This is a genomic window from Indioceanicola profundi, assembly GCF_003568845.1.
GTDB classification, from domain to species: Bacteria; Pseudomonadota; Alphaproteobacteria; order Azospirillales; family Azospirillaceae; genus Indioceanicola; species Indioceanicola profundi.
In genome coordinates this window covers 233,616-251,197 of the sequence record NZ_CP030128.1, presented here as the reverse complement: position 1 = coordinate 251,197, position 17,582 = coordinate 233,616, and the positions used below count along the sequence as shown (strand labels likewise).

General features: G+C 59.9%; 14 protein-coding genes. 9 read left to right on the top strand and 5 right to left on the bottom strand.

What is annotated here, in order from left to right:
* Positions 1-490 precede the first annotated feature (490 nt).
* Positions 491-1,861 (top strand): GDSL-type esterase/lipase family protein, encoded by a 1,371-nt coding sequence (locus DOL89_RS22415; protein ID WP_225890062.1) that lies wholly within the window; start codon positions 491-493, stop codon positions 1,859-1,861.
* Positions 1,862-1,914: 53 nt separating this feature from the next.
* On the opposite strand, the gene gspM is transcribed toward DOL89_RS22415, so the two are convergent.
* The 5 genes from gspM to gspD all read right to left on the bottom strand — a co-directional run bounded on the left by gspM (position 1,915) and on the right by gspD (position 9,569).
* Entirely contained in the window at positions 1,915-2,499 is a 585-nt protein-coding gene (gene gspM, locus DOL89_RS22410) for a type II secretion system protein GspM (protein WP_119681588.1), read from the bottom strand.
* Positions 2,496-3,572, bottom strand: a complete 1,077-nt coding sequence (locus DOL89_RS22405) for a PilN domain-containing protein (protein ID WP_119681587.1) — start codon at positions 3,570-3,572, stop codon at positions 2,496-2,498. Before DOL89_RS22405 ends, gspM begins: the two co-directional genes overlap by 4 nt.
* Positions 3,573-4,654: 1,082 nt before the next feature.
* Entirely contained in the window at positions 4,655-5,986 is a 1,332-nt protein-coding gene (locus tag DOL89_RS22400) for a GDSL-type esterase/lipase family protein (RefSeq protein WP_119681586.1), read from the bottom strand.
* 85 nt (positions 5,987-6,071) lie between these two features.
* Positions 6,072-6,515, bottom strand: coding sequence for a cache domain-containing protein (locus DOL89_RS22395; RefSeq protein ID WP_119681585.1), 444 nt, complete (start codon positions 6,513-6,515; stop codon positions 6,072-6,074).
* 750 nt (positions 6,516-7,265) lie between these two features.
* Complete coding sequence (gspD, locus tag DOL89_RS22390; RefSeq protein ID WP_119681584.1) at positions 7,266-9,569, bottom strand: type II secretion system secretin GspD; 2,304 nt, start codon at positions 9,567-9,569, stop codon at positions 7,266-7,268.
* 383 nt (positions 9,570-9,952) lie between these two features.
* Between gspD and DOL89_RS22385 the strand changes: the two genes are divergently transcribed.
* The 8 genes from DOL89_RS22385 to DOL89_RS22350 all read left to right on the top strand — a co-directional run bounded on the left by DOL89_RS22385 (position 9,953) and on the right by DOL89_RS22350 (position 17,542).
* Positions 9,953-10,702 carry a prepilin peptidase gene (locus DOL89_RS22385; protein ID WP_119681583.1) on the top strand — a complete coding sequence of 250 codons (750 nt, stop codon included), beginning with the start codon at positions 9,953-9,955 and terminating at the stop codon, positions 10,700-10,702.
* A gap of 11 nt (positions 10,703-10,713) precedes the next feature.
* Positions 10,714-12,432, top strand: a complete 1,719-nt coding sequence (locus tag DOL89_RS22380; protein WP_225890061.1) for a GspE/PulE family protein — start codon at positions 10,714-10,716, stop codon at positions 12,430-12,432.
* Position 12,433: 1 nt separating this feature from the next.
* Positions 12,434-13,651 carry a type II secretion system F family protein gene (locus tag DOL89_RS22375; protein WP_119681582.1) on the top strand — a complete coding sequence of 406 codons (1,218 nt, stop codon included), beginning with the start codon at positions 12,434-12,436 and terminating at the stop codon, positions 13,649-13,651.
* A 15-nt stretch (positions 13,652-13,666) separates the two neighbouring features.
* Positions 13,667-14,116, top strand: coding sequence for a type II secretion system major pseudopilin GspG (gene gspG / locus DOL89_RS22370; protein WP_119681581.1), 450 nt, complete (start codon positions 13,667-13,669; stop codon positions 14,114-14,116).
* Positions 14,117-14,132: 16 nt separating this feature from the next.
* Positions 14,133-14,585, top strand: coding sequence for a GspH/FimT family pseudopilin (locus DOL89_RS22365; RefSeq protein WP_119681580.1), 453 nt, complete (start codon positions 14,133-14,135; stop codon positions 14,583-14,585).
* Positions 14,575-14,967 carry a prepilin-type N-terminal cleavage/methylation domain-containing protein gene (locus DOL89_RS22360; RefSeq protein WP_162937808.1) on the top strand — a complete coding sequence of 131 codons (393 nt, stop codon included), beginning with the start codon at positions 14,575-14,577 and terminating at the stop codon, positions 14,965-14,967. The genes DOL89_RS22365 and DOL89_RS22360 overlap by 11 nt, the downstream gene beginning before the upstream one ends.
* Positions 14,964-15,569, top strand: coding sequence for a prepilin-type N-terminal cleavage/methylation domain-containing protein (locus DOL89_RS22355; RefSeq protein WP_119681578.1), 606 nt, complete (start codon positions 14,964-14,966; stop codon positions 15,567-15,569). Before DOL89_RS22360 ends, DOL89_RS22355 begins: the two co-directional genes overlap by 4 nt.
* A 479-nt stretch (positions 15,570-16,048) precedes the next feature.
* Positions 16,049-17,542, top strand: coding sequence for an NHL repeat-containing protein (locus DOL89_RS22350; RefSeq protein ID WP_225890060.1), 1,494 nt, complete (start codon positions 16,049-16,051; stop codon positions 17,540-17,542).
* The last annotated feature ends 40 nt before the right edge of the window (positions 17,543-17,582 follow it).

The following is a 17,582-nucleotide window of genomic DNA, read 5'->3' as shown; positions in this document are numbered from 1 at the left end:
CTCCTCAATTTTGGAATGCACCCTTGCGCGCGAGCACGTGTAACGTCACGCGATCCCGCGATCGCAATTCTTGGCTCACATGCGGCCCGAAATACTCATTAGCGTGTGGGATTAGGCGCAAGTATTTATGGCATTTGCCCCACTACGGTGCATGCGCGGTTTTGGGCCATTGTGCCAGATGGGTTGTTGACATGCGATTTATGGGTGGCCGATATTTGTGTGTCCTCGCGCAGACTCAGCAAGAAGGCCGCGCCGGAGCTGGAAGCTATCAGGGTTAGTCTCCTAACGTCCCATGTATTTGCCGTTGGTTTATGTATCTATTTTACGCACGCCTCGTTCTTACGACAGATCCACTGCTACGCTTCTGTCGGTCAATAGCATGGGGCTTGGATTGTTCGTTCCACCACCGAACCCGATGCTGTGGGATGGACAGAAGTTGAGGATGCTTCTTATCGCCAACCCTTGAGTAAGAAGAAACAGGGAGGAGCACATGGATCCATTCGGCAATCAAATGAGCCGCCGGACGATATTCCGCTCTGCGGCTGCCGCTTTCGCCCTCGCTACAGTGATGTTGATATCCCAAGGTGCAGATGCCAGGAAAGGGAAGGATGACAATAAAGGCGGGCGGGAGGACTGGGCCGCAACCTGGATTGCGTCTGCGCACGGCACCTACCCGACCGGAACAGCTGTTAACCAGCCCGATCTCACATTCGCATTTGGGCTGCCTGAAGTTGGCGCCAATGATCAGACCTTCCGCTTGATCGTGCGCCCTAATATCTGGAGCGACCGGTTCCGTTTGCGCTTTACAAACAAGTTTGGCGACCGTCCGGTAACATTCGACGGCATCTATCTCGGCCTACATGAGAGTGGTGGTGCCGTAGTCGAAGGCACGAACCAGCGCGTCACCTTCGGCGGGAAGCGGAGCGTCACCCTCCAGCCTGGTGAAATCATCTATAGCGACCCAATTCACCAGGACTATGCCGATCTTCGCGATGACGAGATCCTTCAAGGGCGCAAGCTGGCCGTGAGCTTCCACGCGGTGGGAACGACCGGCCCCATGACGTGGCACTCGAAAGCCGTGCAGACCTCCTATGTCAGTCCCCCGGGCTCTGGATCGCACGGCCACGACGAGACGGCCCTTCCATTCCCTTACACCACGACCTCCTGGTACTTCTTAGATGGCGTAGACGCCTTGGCCTCTGCCGACACCAAGGTTCTCGTGGCCCTTGGCGACTCCATCACCGACGGAACGGGTTCGACCTTGAACGGGGACGACCGCTATCCGGACTTCCTCTCGCGCCGTGTTCGCGAGGTCTACGGCGATAAGGTCTCGGTAGTAAATGCTGGCGTCGGCGGGAATCGCATTCTCACCGATAGCCCTGCCGGCGGTCCGGCTGCTCTCGAACGCTTGGATGAGGATGTCTTCAGCCATTCCGGTGTTTCCGCCGTGATCTGGCTCGAAGGCACCAACGACCTTGGCAACGGGGCCGTCGCCGAAGAGATCATCGCCGGCATTCGCGATGGAGTGCGCCGCATGCGGGCCGAAGGTCTGAAAGTGATCCAGGCCACGGTAACCTCGACTTTAGGAGCAGCAAACGCGGGCTACGGCACCCCGGAAACCGATGCTCAGCGTAAGGCGGTCAATGAGTTCATCCGTACCGCAGATATTTTCGATAGCGTCGCAGATTTCGACGCCGTTACGACGGATCCCGCGACCGGCGAATTGCTTCCGCAGTACCAGCCCAACAGCACGACGGCTGTGATCGACAAAATTCATCCCAACCGCCCTGGCTATCTTGCCATGTCCGAGGCAGTGGATATTCGTATCCTTGCGCCGAAACGGCATGCCTACAAAGACTAGGCGTATGACTGCGTGGCTGGAGTCCGGAGCAGGAGACTGCTCTGGACTTTTTGTTAGCCTGAAACCTGTTCCACCGGGCGAACGTACCCCGATACGGTGAGCGTGACGTCCAACTGGCCATCTGCTTGGGAAGCCCGCCGACGTGGCGGGCGGGAACTGACGATCACCGCATCGACGAAGAGATAGGGCGTTGCTGCTTCCAGCTCGTAGAGGAGATCGCGGAAGCCCTCAATGTCAATCGCCAGCTGCGCTTCCATCGTGATCCGCCGGAAGCTGCTTTCCTCAACGGCATTGAGCATCTGCGTGCTGCGCAGGTCCCCACCCATTTCAGTTACGGCATTCCGGATAAGATCCTGCATCTCGGCCGACGCGATTGACTCATTGCTGGCGTCGAGGAACCCGCCGAGGCCAGCTTGGCTTTCTTTTGCCCGTTCAAGATCGGCCCGCAGCTTCTCGAGCTTGTTTGCCGATGCGCGGCTACGCGCAATAGCAGCATGCATACGCTCCGTCTGCGCCACATTCTCTGTATATGATTTCAGCGCTGGTTCGATCGCCGCGCTCCAAATCAGCGAGACGAACGCGATCAGGATGGACACGGCAAGAAGCCGGCGCAGGCCAGGCGATACGTTGTGCATCATGGCGCTGCTCCATCGATTCGGGCCGACAGGCTGAAACGCTCCCGCTCGGCTTTCGTATCTAGCATCACCGGCGCCCGGAAAGCCGTTTCACGGAAAAGGCTAGAGCCCTCGAGGGTCCCCACCAAACCGGATGCCGAGCGGGCATAGCCGCTAACCCGGATTTCGTCGCTGGCGATTTCGAGTTCGGTAAGCCAAGCGTCGTCTGGAATCAGTCGTGTGATCTCCAGCAGGATATCGGATGCCATCGGCTTTGCATTCTTCAGCCTCACAAGATAACCCGCTTCGACGCGCAACGCTTCGAGCTTCTGTGAGACATCCGCAACGGCTTCGGCCGTGGCCCGAACTTCTGCGAACTCCCGTTCGGCTGCCGCGGCCGCCCTCTTCGCCTCCCGGATTGGAATGGTGAGTGCTGTCATCGCGAGTATGGCTGCGAGGCCGCCCAGTACAAGCGTTAAGCGGTCCCGGGCCTTTCCGCTCCGGTCGGCGATGCTTGGTACTTCGAGCTGATCCGCGCCTTGGCCTTTCGTCCGAGCGATCTCGATACGCTTGGGCGTGATGCCCATCGTCGCGACCCGCTGGATTGCGGCATCCGCGAGGCTGCGCAGAACCAGCGTAAGTTCCACCGTAAGAATGTGGTTGGTCGGGTCTCGGTTCACGATTTTCGAGGCCGTATAGACCTGTTCCGGCCGGAACGGCGTCTGTCGATCCATCTCGAAATCGATGACCTCCTGCAGGTTAGTTTCCGCTGCAATCGGGAGCTGTATCGTCGTCCGGAGCGCAGATGACGCAGGCAGCTGCAGATGCGCCGCGCATTCGCGTTCTGGATTCAGCTGTACGACGAGCTTACAGACCGACGCACGGTTTGCCTCTTGAAAGGTGATATGGCCAGCTAGCTTGCTCTCCCGCCCTCCTTCGACAAGCAAGTCTGCGCCGTTCGTGCCGAGGCGCAGAACCAGCCTTCCGCCTTGACGGGGAAGCGAGCGCAGCCGATCCGGAACCAGGCCAGCCAGTTCAGAGAGCCACCATGCCGCGGCCACCTTAGCCGGCTGGAGGAAGCTTCCCACGGATACCATCGTGTCTCTCCCTAATGCGGCATTCAGGTTAGCAGCACCCTTATCGGGCTGTCCTGACTAGGAAGTCTAATGGATCCGGTAAAAAATCGGACGAAACTCTGCCTGTCCACAAGAACCATTCCTGTCCTTGTTTCAGCCGGGCTGATGACAGCTGCTATAGGAGGATTGGTATCGGGGTAACCGCCAGTCCCAGCCGATGAGCCTGGGAACGAGACACAGCATGGAACGGGGGAAAAAGGCTATGTCGTCTGCCCTGTCTACAGCGGCATAGGCCGCATTGCAAAAGCGGGGGGCGGTGACTTCCCGATTATGGTGGCACCAGCGGGGTGAAAAGGCATCAGCCGAACTGATCTTATCGTCTGTCCGTGCCCAGCTGCTCGTGGGGGCAAGGCGCTCCACTATCCTAATAGCGGTTGTTCCTGTCCCTCATTTCCCTTCTTCTCAGCACCTAGGGGAACCAGCTCGCGATAGAGCGGCTGCAGGCACCGCGTGCCCGGCGGCACTTCCTGGATGCGATCAAAGAGGCAAGCGGAGACCGGATTGACGGAATCTTCAGCAATTCGGTTATTATGCGCTGGCAGAGTGACGTCTGCCTTGAACAGCCTGACCAGATCGGGCGTGATCAGCAGCTGCGCTTTCTGGATGGGCCTGTGGCATGGGCCACGATCGGAACGTCAGTGCCGTCCGACTCGCTCCATATAGGCTCTTCACAATCGGTTGCCGGCGCAGTGCCGCCACGCCAGACCAACGGCGAACCGGAATCGAAAGTGACGACACAAGGCTGGCGGTTCTTCCTCCGGACCGCGCGGATTGAACGTACCGCGTAAGGAGATTGGCGCGTCGACGGCCGCATTCTCCGGCGTAGTGCTGCATAGAGCCAGGGCACGTCGACTAGGGCCTGCAAGCGGAGTTGATTTGGCAGGCAAGAACCAGATCAACCATAACGCCCTTTTGAAACGCAACTTGTTGCCATCCTCCGCGGGAGGCCGCTGTGCTGCCGGAAAGCCCGCAGCGGGTACGGCCTGAATCATTTTCCGGCACCGAGGTCTGCGGGACTGGAAGAGCCAGCCCCGCATCCCGCATTACTTGAAAATGCCCAGGTTGACCGACTTGCCCATCACGTAATAGCCGTAGGGAGAGGGATGGATGCCATCCCCGCAATTGAATTCTGGCTTGAGCAGGTCCGGGTTCCTCGGATCGCGAACAATCTTGTCAAAGTCGATCACCGCGTCAAAGTCCGCCTCATGCCGAATCCAGGCATTTACCTGATTCCGGATGGCCGTCTTTTCCTCGTTCCAGCCCGAATTACCTTCGACCGGCGGGCGATTGTGGCGCGGGATGATTGTCGTGCCAATAATCTCCAACCCTTCCGCCTTGACGCGACGGATGATCTCCTTCATGCCCGCGATCAACTCGTCGGCTGTTGCTTCACGTCGGATGTCATTGGTGCCTTCGAACAGCACTACATGACTCACCCCTGAATGAGAGAACACATCGCGCTCAAGCCGCTCCAAGCCGGGTGGGTTGTCTACCGGCGGGAATTCAGTCAAGGTTTCCCCAGTCAGCACTGTATTCCCCGCAATACCCTCATTAACAATAGCCCGGTTGTATGTATCGTCCTGGCGCTTGCGCCCCCTCCCCGTCTTGTCGGCGCCATTATTAGCCGTGTTCAGGAAATCGAAACGTTGGGCCACTATGTCTTCCCAACGTTCATTGGCGTCTACAGTGGTGCAAGTACCGTCTGTAATCGAATCCGCCAGCGCCACTATCGCGCTTGCCGGCTCATGCGGCATCACATCGACCGCCTTGACAAACCAACGTGACACGGTGGTTTGCGTGAATGTCTCGCCACTCTCGTTCCTGGTCTGGTCTCCGCCAGCGTCTTCCGTATAATAGTTAGTTGTGAATCCATTGGCATCTTCGCTGGGCGTGATACTGCCCATCACATGCAAGCTGACGCCTAGATCTTGCTGCGCACCGACTCGCAAATTTACTGGGTCACTATAAACCACCCCCCCGACAGGAACAGTTACGCTGGTCGACCCGTCGAACGTCAGAACGCGAATAGAATCTTCGGCCAACAGCGGGCCTTGGATGCGCTCGCCGACACTCGCCGTTCCGATCTGCAGATCGGACCCGCCGAAGGTATTGTCAATCCGGATGCGGATACGATCTCCTCCCAAGGTCGGTCGCACGATCATGCGGATTGTAGCGTCGGTGAGGGTGGTCGTGCTGGTTCGCTGATAGGATGTGCCCCAAGCTGTCACCCACTCCCCTCGCCCATGCCCACGACCATAGCTCCGGTCGTCGTCATTGGCGGTAGCTGGGGTAAAGCCCGCAAACATCATGAGTGCCACTGCCGCAGCGGCTGCCTTCAAGCTGCTGCGGCGGCTGATCCAGCCAATGTTCATCATGATATCCTCCCATACGACATGTTCGTTGCTGGCTGCACCGCTCGTCGATGGTGAAGCCCTCTCGGACCCGACTGTCAGGAAACCCTTATTCCTTGTAGTAGCCAACCGCGCAGACCTGGTCCGCGACTTTGGTCACGTAGCTGATCTTTTGGACGGGCTCCGTTTCGCCCGGCCGCGGCCACATGTAGCTGACCTCGTTGATTTCGCCTTCTTCGGCGGTCTTATAGATTTCTTCGCCCAGTGCTTTGCCGGTTTTGTCCTTCAGATCCCGAAGGCTCTTCCCGACCAGCGTGGGATGGGCCGTGAACATGCCGTCCGGGCCGCCGCAAAATGGATAAAGGTCGCGATCCTTGAAACCTTCCTGCCCCTGGCTGAATTTTTGCAGCGCCTCCTCCTTGTTGGCCTTCACTTCCGCAACGGCCTTTTGAAGCATGGCCTTTGCCTCGTCGGCGGTGCCGTATTCAGCTGCAAAGGCTGGAACAGCCTGCATCAGAAAGATCGCAGAAAGCAGGGCAACTGGTGCACGCATGGTTTCCTCCGTTCGATTTGTTTTCTACTGGTGCTCCCCACCGCAAAGAGAAGCGCTGAGGGTGCTCAAAACGGGCCGTGAGCTGGCATGGATCCCGCCCTGACCAGCCCGATGCTGTCTACTTCAGCACAGAGCCCCGACTGGGACAGATAGTTCTTGCTTATGCGGGAAGGACGGCGGCTTAGCCGCACCCTGTCCGGTTCCGGTGAACTCGGTGCGGAACAAGCACGACGTAGATCATCATCGATCCTTCCGGTGCAGCTTGTTTCCCAGGCGCCAAAGCGCCTGTTTTTACTTCGTTTGCTGCGTGGCCAAGTAATCTGCCAAGCGGCAAATCAGCACAGACGCCTAATTGTCACTTCTGTTTCCTTCCTTGGCAACCCTCGACCTTGGTCAGGGGCGGCTGTATTTGAGGAGGCCGATTCAGAGCACACGAAAGACCAGCTGATTTGAGGCGGTACGCTGCCTGTTCGATTTGGCCGCCTTCCTTCTAGGTAAGCCAGAGGGGTTGCGTTTCTGCTTTGACGCCCGCCAGGTTCGTCACGGCTGCTTGCGAGCAATGCTTCAACTACTTAGGAAAACAGGAACTTAAGGCCGTGACTCCGTCGAGCTAGATACGTTTTTTGCGGATCATTTTACCTGCTTTGTTCAAAGTAATGCCTGGCTCATCGAGAAGAGCCCGTCGCCCACCCAGGAGCGTTAGCCCCCATGACTTCGCCGGTGTCCCGTCAGCCCGCTGCCTGAAAGCCATTACTCGAGCGGCTTGATTGCGCGCATCCTATCCCGCAGTTCCTGCGTTACCGTACGTGCGTCCGTGGTGTTGCGGATCACCTTGGGTCGAAGCAGAATCAACAGCTCTGTGCGCGCTGTCGCCTTGGTGGTTGTCCGGAACAGAGGCCCCATGATCGGAAGATCGGACAGCAGCGGTATGCCGCTCCGCCCGTTGGTTTCGTTCTGCCGGATCAGGCCACCCAACGCGATGGTTTCGCCATCTTGAACTATAATCGAGCTAACGATCCGCCGCTGGGAAATCGTGGGTGAATTGATGGTAGAGCTTGTTGTCCGCGCCACGTCACTGACTTCCTGGTCGATCTCCAGCGTGACCAAGCCGTTGGCGTTCACCCGCGGCGTAACCTGAAGCACCACGCCCGTATTGCGATAGTCGATGCTGTTGACGATCGGCGAGTCCGGATTGACCACGCTTTGCGCCGATTGGGTCACGACCGGAACCTGGTCGCCGACCTGCAGAGCCGCCGTTTGGTGATCCAGAACCATCAACTGCGGCGACGAGATCACATTCACGTCGCTGACGCTGTCCAGCAAACTGATCACGCCGACAGCATCGGAGGTGGTGAGAACATAGTTGAAGCCCGGGAATACCGCGCCGATGCCCGTTGGGCCAATCGGACCTGTCTCGCCCTGGCTGAGCTGGAATTGATGGTTGCCTTCCCTGAGATAGTACTGGATGCCGTATCGGAGCTCATCATTAAGCGTGACTTCCGCGATCGTGGACTCGATCAGCACCTGCATGGGTACGATATCGAGCTTCCGGATAATGCTCTCGACGATCGGGTAATCGCGCGGCCGCGCCAGGATCACCAGCGCGTTTGTCTTTTCGTCAGCCACGATCCTGACGGCCGGCATGTCGAGCGCATCATCCTGACCGCCTCTTCCGCCCCCTCCCCTCCGCTGCTGGTCGTCGCCGAAGCCCGAGCGTTCCCGTTGGCGGCTTTCCGCGATCCTGGCGGCCGGGCCGGACGCTTGCGCAGTATCCGGCGCGGTTCCGTCCGCAAGGGATTCACGCGGCCCGCCGGCCGGACCGTTCGCGCCTCCGGTTCCAGTTGCACTCAAGGAGAAGTCTGAGCTGCCGATCTCGCCGGATGTTGTTCCGGGAGCGGTTTCGCCGCCCGTCGTCACCACGTTGCTCGATGTCAGCAGCTCCGATAGAACCCTGGCCAGATCCGTGGCGCGGCTGTTCTGCACATAATATTCGAAAATACGGGGCGTGGTCTGGTCGTCGCCATAATCCAGCCGCTCGATCCAAGCCCTTACCTGCCGCAGCTGGCTTGGCTGCGATGCGATCACCAGCACCGCGTTCAGGCGCTCGACGGGCACAACCCGCACCAGCCCGGCGAGAGGCCCGCCGCCATCCCCCTCTTCCAGGATCAGGCCGAGCTCCGCGGCGATATCCTCCGCCGACCCCACTTTCAAGGGATAGATGCCGAAGGACCGGCTTGCCAGCCAGTCGACGTCCAACTCGTTGGCCAGATCCGCGAAATCGTTGAGCGCCGTCGCCGGTCCGGACACCACCAGGATGTTGCGCCGCGGATCGACCTGCAGCACGCCGCCCGCAGGTACGAACGGATCCAGCACGCTTTTCAGTTCCGCTGCCTGGACAGATTGCAGGGGGATAACGCGCACACCGTAACCCGCGCGTTCCCTCCCGCGCGCGGCAGCCGTTCGCGCGGCATCCTCCAGCGGAATGATCCGGTACAGCCCGTCGGTTTCGACCAGAGCCAGCCCGCTGGTACGCAGGATGCTTTCGAACACAGGCAGAACAGCATCGCGCGGCAGCGGCGCCGTTTGCGCTGTAATTGCGGCTTGTGCTCGTGGGTCTACTGTATAATTGAAGCCCAGCCCTGTGCCCAAAATGTCCCGTGCGACCTCGCGCAGCTCGACACCGGCATAGTTAAAAGCGATCGTGCCATTTGCCTGTTCGAATTCACGGACGGGGGCGGCCCTGTTCGTTCCGTCTGCCGTCCGCCCCTGTGGAGGCATGCCGGTGCCAAAGAATTCCCTCGGCTGCGCTGTCTGCTGGGAAAGTCCCGCCGCGACCGGCTGCGGGGTCCCGGTTGCGGCGCCCCCCGGCTGCGGGCTGCCCTGCGCCCGGCCGCCCTGTGCCGTGTAGAGGCCCTTCGGCTCCGGACGCGGGGAACAAGCCGCGATCAGCCCCGCGGCCATTGACACGGCCAGCAGGGTCGAACCGAAGCGAACCCCGATATTCTGCATGGACATGGCAGCGTTAATTAAGGCCGATCGGCACATGCCCCGCATGGATCGCTCCCCTTATCGACCGGCCGATCCGCCAAGAGGACAGCAAATGTCAACACTGGCGGTTCCACGCGGCCTCGCCCGTCTTACCGGCGTTGGCTTTCTAAGCCCGTATGGGGGGCGAGCTCAAAATAAGTCAAGATTTCATTGGATCATCTGCCGCCCCATCCTGGTGTTCCCGACGAGGCGTCGTTCGGGCCTGTCCTCTATCAAGGTCCATGGGACCGATCCGTCCTGTCGTCACCCTGAAGAGAGTGCCTGCCGCTGCACAACTATGTGCCGTGGCCCGCTCAAAGGGTGTGCATGTTTGCCTCGAATGAGCGGCCCTCCTGGATGACTCGCCTATGCTAGAAGAGGAGCATCGAAAAGTTCCGAAGCGGTGAGCCATGACCGCAACCGACGTGCTGCCTGTTCTTGCGTCGCCGGTAATCGGCAGCTTTCTTGGTGTCGTGGTGGCGCGGATGGACGTGCCTTCCAGCATCGTTGTTGGCAGATCTTGCTGCACTTCCTGCGGAACCAAGCTTGGCGCATTGGACCTCGTCCCTGTGCTTAGCTGGGCGGTTTCACGTGGTCGCTGCCGTCACTGCAATGCCGGGGTCAGCGTCTTTTACCCTGCCATCGAGATTGGGGCTCTGATCTTGGCGCTTTGGGCGGCGACCCTCATATCGGGTCCAGCCCTGTGGGCCAGCTGCCTGCTCGGCTGGATCCTGCTGGTTCTGGCGTGCATCGATGGCACCCGCTTGATCCTGCCCGATTTCCTAACCCTGCCCCTCGTCTTGCTCGGACTCGGCGCCTCCTTTTTGTTCTGGCGAGAGGACTTCTCCGCTGCCGCAATCGGAGCTGTAGCCGGCTATGGCGCGATCCGCCTTCTAGGGTGGGGATACCAGCAGATCAAAGCGCGTGAGGGTATTGGTCTCGGCGATGCCAAGCTACTGGCCGCAGGGGGGGCCTGGGTCACATGGGTCGGCTTACCCTCCGTTGTGCTGATCGCATCCTTCTTGGCATTGTTCATGATTGCCTTCAAGTCGCTTCGAACAAGGGCTCTGTCCCCCACCGAGCCCGTCCCTTTCGGCACATTCCTGTGCATGGGCATTTGGCTTACTTGGCTATATGGCCCTGTTGCGTTCTGGTTTTGAAAGGCTCCACCATGGAGATGCTGCAGACGGATGCTGACACGGTCGACCGCGACTCTTACGAGCGCAGCCTCGCGGCTCGGCTGGTGTCTACCGGAAAGTTGGATACAGCTGCCTTGGAACGAGCACTCCGCTTGGCCGCTGCTGGCGACCGCATCGAAGACGTTCTGACCCGCCTTGGCCTCGTACAGGAACGCGATGTCGCCCAGGCCTGCGCGGAAGAACTCAATATACCGTTGGCGTTGCCCGATAGCTTTCCCGACGAACCCGTCTTTGAGGCCGCCAGTCCGAAGTTCTTGCGCAAGTCCAGGATACTCCCGATTGGCAATGAGCCTGACAGAGTGATCCTGGCAATGGCGGACCCTCTGGATGCCTTTGCCGCCCGCTCCATGTCCTTCCTGGCCGGCAAGCCCGTTTCGATCCATGTCGCCGCGCCCTCCGACCTGGAAATCGCCCTGGACCGGCTCTATGGCGGCGGCAAGGATGCGGTGGATGAGATCATGGACGATCTCGGCGGCGAGGATCATGGGCTGGACGATGATGTCGGGCGACTTCGCGACCTCGCAAGCGAAGCCCCTGTGATCCGGCTGGTTAATTCAATTATTTCCCGCGCGGTCGAAAGTCGGGCTTCGGACATTCACATTGAACCCTGTCATGACCGCTTGCGCGTCCGCTATCGCGTGGATGGCGCTCTGCGAGAGGTGCAACCGCCGCCCGCCCGCTTGCGCGCTGCCGTGGCCTCGCGCATAAAAATCATGGCGAAATTGAACATCGCTGAACGCCGCCTACCGCAGGACGGACGTATCCGTATCGCTGTCCGCGGCAAGGACTACGACCTGCGGGTTGCCACCGTGCCCCAGCTGCATGGCGAAGCCATCACCATGCGGGTTCTTGACCGCGAGAGCTTGGTCAGTGAATTCAGTGCGCTCGGTTTTGCGCCGGACGCGCTAGACCGGTATTTGGCCTTGCTCGACAAGCCCGAAGGAATTGTTCTGGTCACCGGCCCGACCGGCAGCGGCAAAACCACGACACTCTATGCCAGCTTGCAGCGCCTCAATCGGCCCGAACGCAAGATCTTCACCGTCGAGGATCCTATCGAGTACCAGCTTGACGGCATCAACCAAATACAGGTGAAGTCCCAGATCGGTTTGACCTTTGCTGAGGTGCTGCGCACGCTGCTGCGCCATAATCCCAACATCATCATGGTGGGCGAGATGCGCGACCTGGAGACGGCCCAGGTCGCCATCCAAGCATCCCTGACGGGCCATCTGGTGCTTTCCACCCTCCATACTAACGGCGCCGCCGGTTCCGTAACCCGGTTGCTGGACATGAAAGTCGAGGACTACCTGGTGACCTCGACTCTGGCCGGCGTGACGGCCCAGCGTCTGGTCCGCAAGCTCTGCCCGGGCTGCCGTCGCCCAAAGCGGGTCCTGCCAGAGCTGGCGCGTCGCATGGGCTTTCCGTCATCCCCGAACCGCGATATTCTACTGTACGAGCCGGTTGGCTGCCCGGCATGCCACGGCAGCGGTTATCATGGCCAGATCGCCTTGATCGAGGTGCTGGTCGTGACTGACGAGATCCGTCGCCTCGTTCTGAAGCGGGCCGAGGCCTTGGATATTCACAGGGCTGCCGTGGCCGAAGGGATGTGCACCATGTATCAGGATGGTGTGCTGAAAGCCCTGAATGGCATCACCACCATTGAGGAAGTCCTACGGGTGACCAGGGACGTTTGACATGCCGCGGTTCCGCTATATGGCCGTTCAGAACGGCACAGAAACGGTGGAAGGCGTGATCGACGCGCAAACGCGTGCAGCGGTGGTCGACCGGCTGCACGCGTTGGGTCAAATCCCGATCCGCGTTGAGGAAGCAGGTTCAGCCGCGCTGCCCGCGATGCGTATCACGCTGCAGCGTGCTGGTAGGCTTTCGCCCACGGCGCTGGCGGCTTTAACGGCTCAACTGGCCACCTTGCTCAACGCCGGTCTTGCCCTGGACGATGCTCTTTCCGTTCTACGCGAAGCCGCCCGACGCCCGGCCGCGCGCGCCGTCCTGGGGAAGATACTCGATAGCGTAAGCGGCGGATCCTCCGTCGCCGATGCGATGGCAGCCCAACCCAGCGCATTCCCGCCTCAATATGTCAGCATGGTGCGCGCCGGGGAGGCCGGAGGACAACTGCATACTGCGCTCGAACGCTTGGCTCTTTATCTTGAACGGGCGCAAGAAACCCGCGAACACATCAAGTCGGCTCTCATATATCCGGCCGTCGTGACCCTGACCTGCCTGATATCCCTTTTTATTCTGTTCGGTGCGGTTGTTCCCCGTTTCAAGCCGATGTTTAAGCAGGCTGGGGACGCCCTTCCAGGAGCTGCCGCCAATCTTTTAGCATTCTCGCAGCTCATCAATGAGTGGTGGTGGGCGATCATGCTCGTCCCTCTCATCACTGTCTTGGTGTTTATGCGTCACCTGAGGAATCCCACGGCTCGCGTAAATTGGGAGCGGCGGCTCTATGCCGCTCCCGTGGTCGGCGAACTGGCCGCCAAAGCAGAGTCTGCCCATATCTGTCGTGCGCTCGGTTCCATGCTGCGCAACGGTGTCGCCCTTCCGGCGGCGATCGGGTTGACCCGCGACGTGACGCGTAGCCGGGTCTTTGCCGATGCGCTGGATACAGTCGCCAATGAGGTGCGCGCTGGCCGCGGGTTCGCCGAACCCATGCGCAGAACCGACGTCTTTCCGGCCCTGGTGAGCCATATGCTCCGGGTCGGTGAAGAGACCGGACGGCAGGACGAGATGCTGCTCAAGTTGGCTGATATTCTAGAAACGGATACAAAGCGCGCTATTGATCGCGCCCTGGCTCTTTTAACGCCTGCCATTACGATCGCGCTGGGTCTGGTCGTGGCAGGCGTGATCATGGTGATTCTGACGGCCATGCTCAGCGTCTACGATATAACCATGTGATCAGGGGGAATATCCATGCTACGGACCGACGCTAGGAACGTTGCGGCTCGGCGATGCGGACAGGAGGGCTTCACCATGGTGGAGTTGCTCGTGGTCCTGGTTATTCTCGGCCTGCTCACCTCCGTGGCCGCCCCACGCGTGCTCGGATATTTGGGCCGGGCGCGGACCGACACCGCCAAGCTGGAAATGCGCAATTTCCAAACGGCTCTGGACATGTTCGTGATTGATGTTGGGCGCTATCCGACGCAGCAAGAGGGACTCGACGCGCTGATGGCGGCACCCCAGCGCGTCTCGGGCTGGAACGGGCCGTATCTGGAGGTAGATAGCCTGCCGCAGGATCCTTGGGGCCGCCCGTACCAGTACCGTCAGCCCGGCCAGAGCGGCAAATACGAAATCTTCAGTCTTGGCGCCGACAACGCCCCCGGCGGCTCCGGCGATGATGCGGACATCGTGATGGGCCGGTAAATGCAGGTGAACGGAAATGCGGCGGCAGCAAGGCTTTACCCTGGTCGAGCTTCTGGTGGTGCTCGCCATCGTGGGAGCTGTGCTTGCCGTCGCACTGCCCAGCCTGTCGATGGGACCCGGCCGCAGAGACTTGCTCAATGCCGCCCACGACATTGCCGCAACCCTGCGCGAGGCCAGGAGCCAAGCGTTGATTGCCAATCATAGCCGGTATTTCCATGCCGACCTCTCCACCAATTCGTTCTGGGCGCAGGGCGAGGCCCGCAACATGCTCCCTCCTGGGCTAGCGATGAGCGTGCGGACAGCGGAGGAGCAGATTCTGGAGGGATCGGCGACCATTCGCTTCTACCCGGATGGTAGCTCCAGCGGCGGCGGCATCACCTTGGCAGTTCGAGATGTCGCCTATGACATCCTGGTGGATTGGCTGGACGGCGGCATTACCATCCGGGAACAGGTGGAGCGTGCAAACTAGGGCGTGGCAGCGCGGTTTCACCCTTGTCGAAGTGCTGGTCGCCCTCGTCGTGGCGATGGTCGTTTTGTTGCCTTTACAGAGCCTGTTCTCGCTTGGCCTGCGGGCAGGCGCGCTGGCCGAGAACACCAGCCGCGCTCTTCTCCTGGCAGAATCCGGTCTTGAGCTATATCGGGCGCGCCTACATCTCGTTCCGGGCGAGGATATCGAGCAGATCGATAGTCGTTATGAGCGCAGGTTCAAGGTCCAGCTCTGGGACTTCCTGCCCCAGCCCCAGGATGCAAGCTTGCGCCCTTATCTGGTCACTGTTTCAGTGCTCTGGTCGGAAGGTCCTCGGCAGCGAAACATTACCCTTTCCGCCCTTATGTCAGGGGCCGCGGAATGAACAAGCCCTTCTGGACTGATCCAAGGGAACAGGGGTTTACGTTGGTCGAGCTCCTGGTTGCGATGCTGCTGCTGTCCTTGCTCGGGGTTGTCCTCGCGGCAGCCTTCCAACTGGCGACCAATCATGTCGGACGCTATGCCGACCGCCTCGACGGTGCCGGTCGTTTGGCGGCAGCCCAATCATTTCTACGGACCCGAATTGCCGCTGCCGATCCTGCCGTTCCGATTTCATGGTCGGGCGACATCATCCTTTTTGACGGCGCCGCAGACCATCTGTCCTTTGTCGGGCCGGCTCCGCAAAGCGTGCCTGCCGGTGGCCTGCAGGTCTACGCTGTCACCGCGAACGAGCGGGGTCTCGTCATTACTTGGCAGCCCTACACCGGCCTGCCGCCCGGGAAAGCGGAACGTGAAACTGTCCTTCATGCCGGCATCATCTCAGTCCGTTTCGCCTATTTTGGGCGAGTTAGGGATGAAGCGGGCCTTAGCTGGCATAACAGCTGGCGCGACGCCACAGCACTGCCCCTTCTTGTCCGGATAGATATGGCCGACGCGGATGGGAATGTGCTTCCTTCCGTGTTGGCGGCGCCCCGTATCTCAAGATAAAGTGATCAACCCTGCCTTCTGCTCGCCGCCAGAAAGGGGCGGGGAAACCAGATTCTATCGTATATTTATGCGACCGCCCTGCCTCGCAAACGACTCATGGCGAGACGCTAACGACAAAAGTCATCCTCCGTTTTCTACACGCCCACTCTGAATAGATTCGATTCCTTTACTTAAAGGTTTTGACAGCAGCATCGTCGCCTTCTAACATGTGAACTTGGTCCGATAGTCATATCCTGCGACTGTGCAGGTGCTTTTCAGCATGACTGCCTCTCGCACTTTAGGCTGAGGGCCGCCGCATACGAGTTTCTGTTGCTCTGGGAGCAGGAACAGTTATTTGCCGCTCGGTCCCGAGCATCCGATTTAATCTCTTGAATGCCAACATCCCGCGGGACCATTCCGTGGCGCGCTTTCACCACGCATCGGCCCTGCGTCGGGTAAGCAAGACTGTAGGTCCGCCTACAGAAACGCTATGGGAGGAAATGATGAAAAATAGCATGCTTATGCGTGCGGCTACAGTTACTGCGCTCCTGGCGGTCAACGCTATGAGCGCCGGGTCCGCATTCGCGGAGTCAACGGACTCGCGCCACTATGGCTTGGTGCGCGGCGGAGGGCTCGATTTCAGTGATGTCTTGGACTCGCTGAAACGACTGGTGGATCGCACCTTGCCGGAAGATGGGGCAATCCGCAACGCTCCGAACTTCGTCGTTGACGCGGGATGGCCGAAGGCACTGCCCAACCAATGGACAGTGGGCCAGGTTGGCGGCATCGCGGTAGATCGGCGCGATCGTATCTGGATCGTCCAGCGTGCCCGCAGCCTTACCAGCGACGAGGCGGCGGCCATGGGCGCTTACACCGATCCCACTACCGGAGAGGAAGCCACCAACGATGCAGGCGTTCCTATCAGTGCCTTGGGACACCCGCGTCCGAACGGGCCCTTAGCGGATTGCTGCAATCCGGCCCCTGCCGTGATGCAGTTCGACCGCGAGGGAAATCTGCTTCGCGCCTGGGGTGGCCCGGCCGATCCAGGTTTTATCGGCGGGCGCTGTAAAGAGGACGAAGGCTGCGTCTGGCCGGCCGGCGAGCATGGGATTTACGTTGATCACAATGACAATGTTTACATCGCCGGCAATGGCAGCGGGCAAGGTGGTTTCCCGTGGGCCGGGACGCATGGGGCAGACTCTCATGTGCTCAAATTCTCCGCTGATGGTACGTTCCTGATGCGGGTCGGCCAGCCCGGATTCGTTGGCCCGGACAGCAACGACACCAACGGTGCTGACAACGGAACACCGCGTCTCTACCTGCCCGCCGATATGGAGGTCGACCCCAAGACCAATGAGCTCTATATCGCCGACGGTTATGGCAACCATCGCATCGTGGTGGTCGATGCCGAAACCGGCGAGTACAAGCGGCATTGGGGCGCTTACGGGCAGAATCCCGTCAATGACGCGGCTTCGGACGATGCTGGGCCCTACGCCAATGATCGCGGGGAACAGATCATCCCCTATTTCCGGAACCCAGTGCACTGCGTGCGCATCACTGACGATAATCTCGTCTATGTGTGCGACCGCGTGAATAACCGCATTCAGGTCTTCAAAAAGAACGAAGTCGGACGGGCATGTACCAACCAGAACGGAAACGAAGGTACTTGCGGCTTCGTCACAGAAAAATACATTCGTGCTGACACGCTGGGGAACGGGTCTGTTTGGGATCTCGACACCTCCTCCGACCGGCGGCAGAGCTGCCTGCACAATGTGGACGGCACCAATCAATATGCCGACACGCTGCATCGCACGAGCCTGGAGCTTCTCTCCACCTTCTCGCGGCACGGTCGGCATGCCGGCGAATTCCACTGGGTTCACAACGTCGCAACCGACTCCGACGGCAACATGTATACGGCCGAAGTCGATACCGGCAAGAGAGCCCAGAAGTTTCTGCGCTACGGCTCACGTGGCTGCCGCACGAGCAACAAATAATGAGTGAATACGGCCTGGCACTTGGGTGCCAGGCCGTTCT